At 41.8% G+C, this 273-nt stretch carries 1 protein-coding gene; it reads right to left on the reverse strand.

Annotation, left to right across the window (positions count from 1 at the left end; genetic code table 11):
- Window positions 1-34 precede the first annotated feature (34 nt).
- Window positions 35-273: pirin family protein (locus F1003_RS18710; protein ID WP_202913915.1), on the reverse strand; the 239-nt coding region annotated here is incomplete at its 5' end.

Genomic DNA, 273 nt, shown 5'->3' on the forward strand with positions numbered 1-273 from the left:
AGTCTGCTTCCAATAGCGTGGCGAATCATCAGCATTAAAGATCCCCTCCTGGTAAATCAATCAGCATGAAAAAGCAGTCTTCCTCTGCTTTAATATCCAAGGAAGAGAGATTTGTAATGCGAGCTGAGTCTTGTTTCCCAATGAGGTGTTCGTTGTTCAGATATGCCGCTCCACTAATCACATACACAAGAATTCTCCTGTCCTCTTCCTGATTGAAGTCAAGTGACTTACCTTGCTCCAGCTTGGATAAATAGATTGTTACATCTTGATGTA

Origin of the sequence: Winogradskyella ouciana (genome assembly GCF_009709615.1) — a bacterium.
In the GTDB taxonomy this organism is placed as follows: domain Bacteria; phylum Bacteroidota; class Bacteroidia; order Flavobacteriales; family Flavobacteriaceae; genus Winogradskyella; species Winogradskyella ouciana.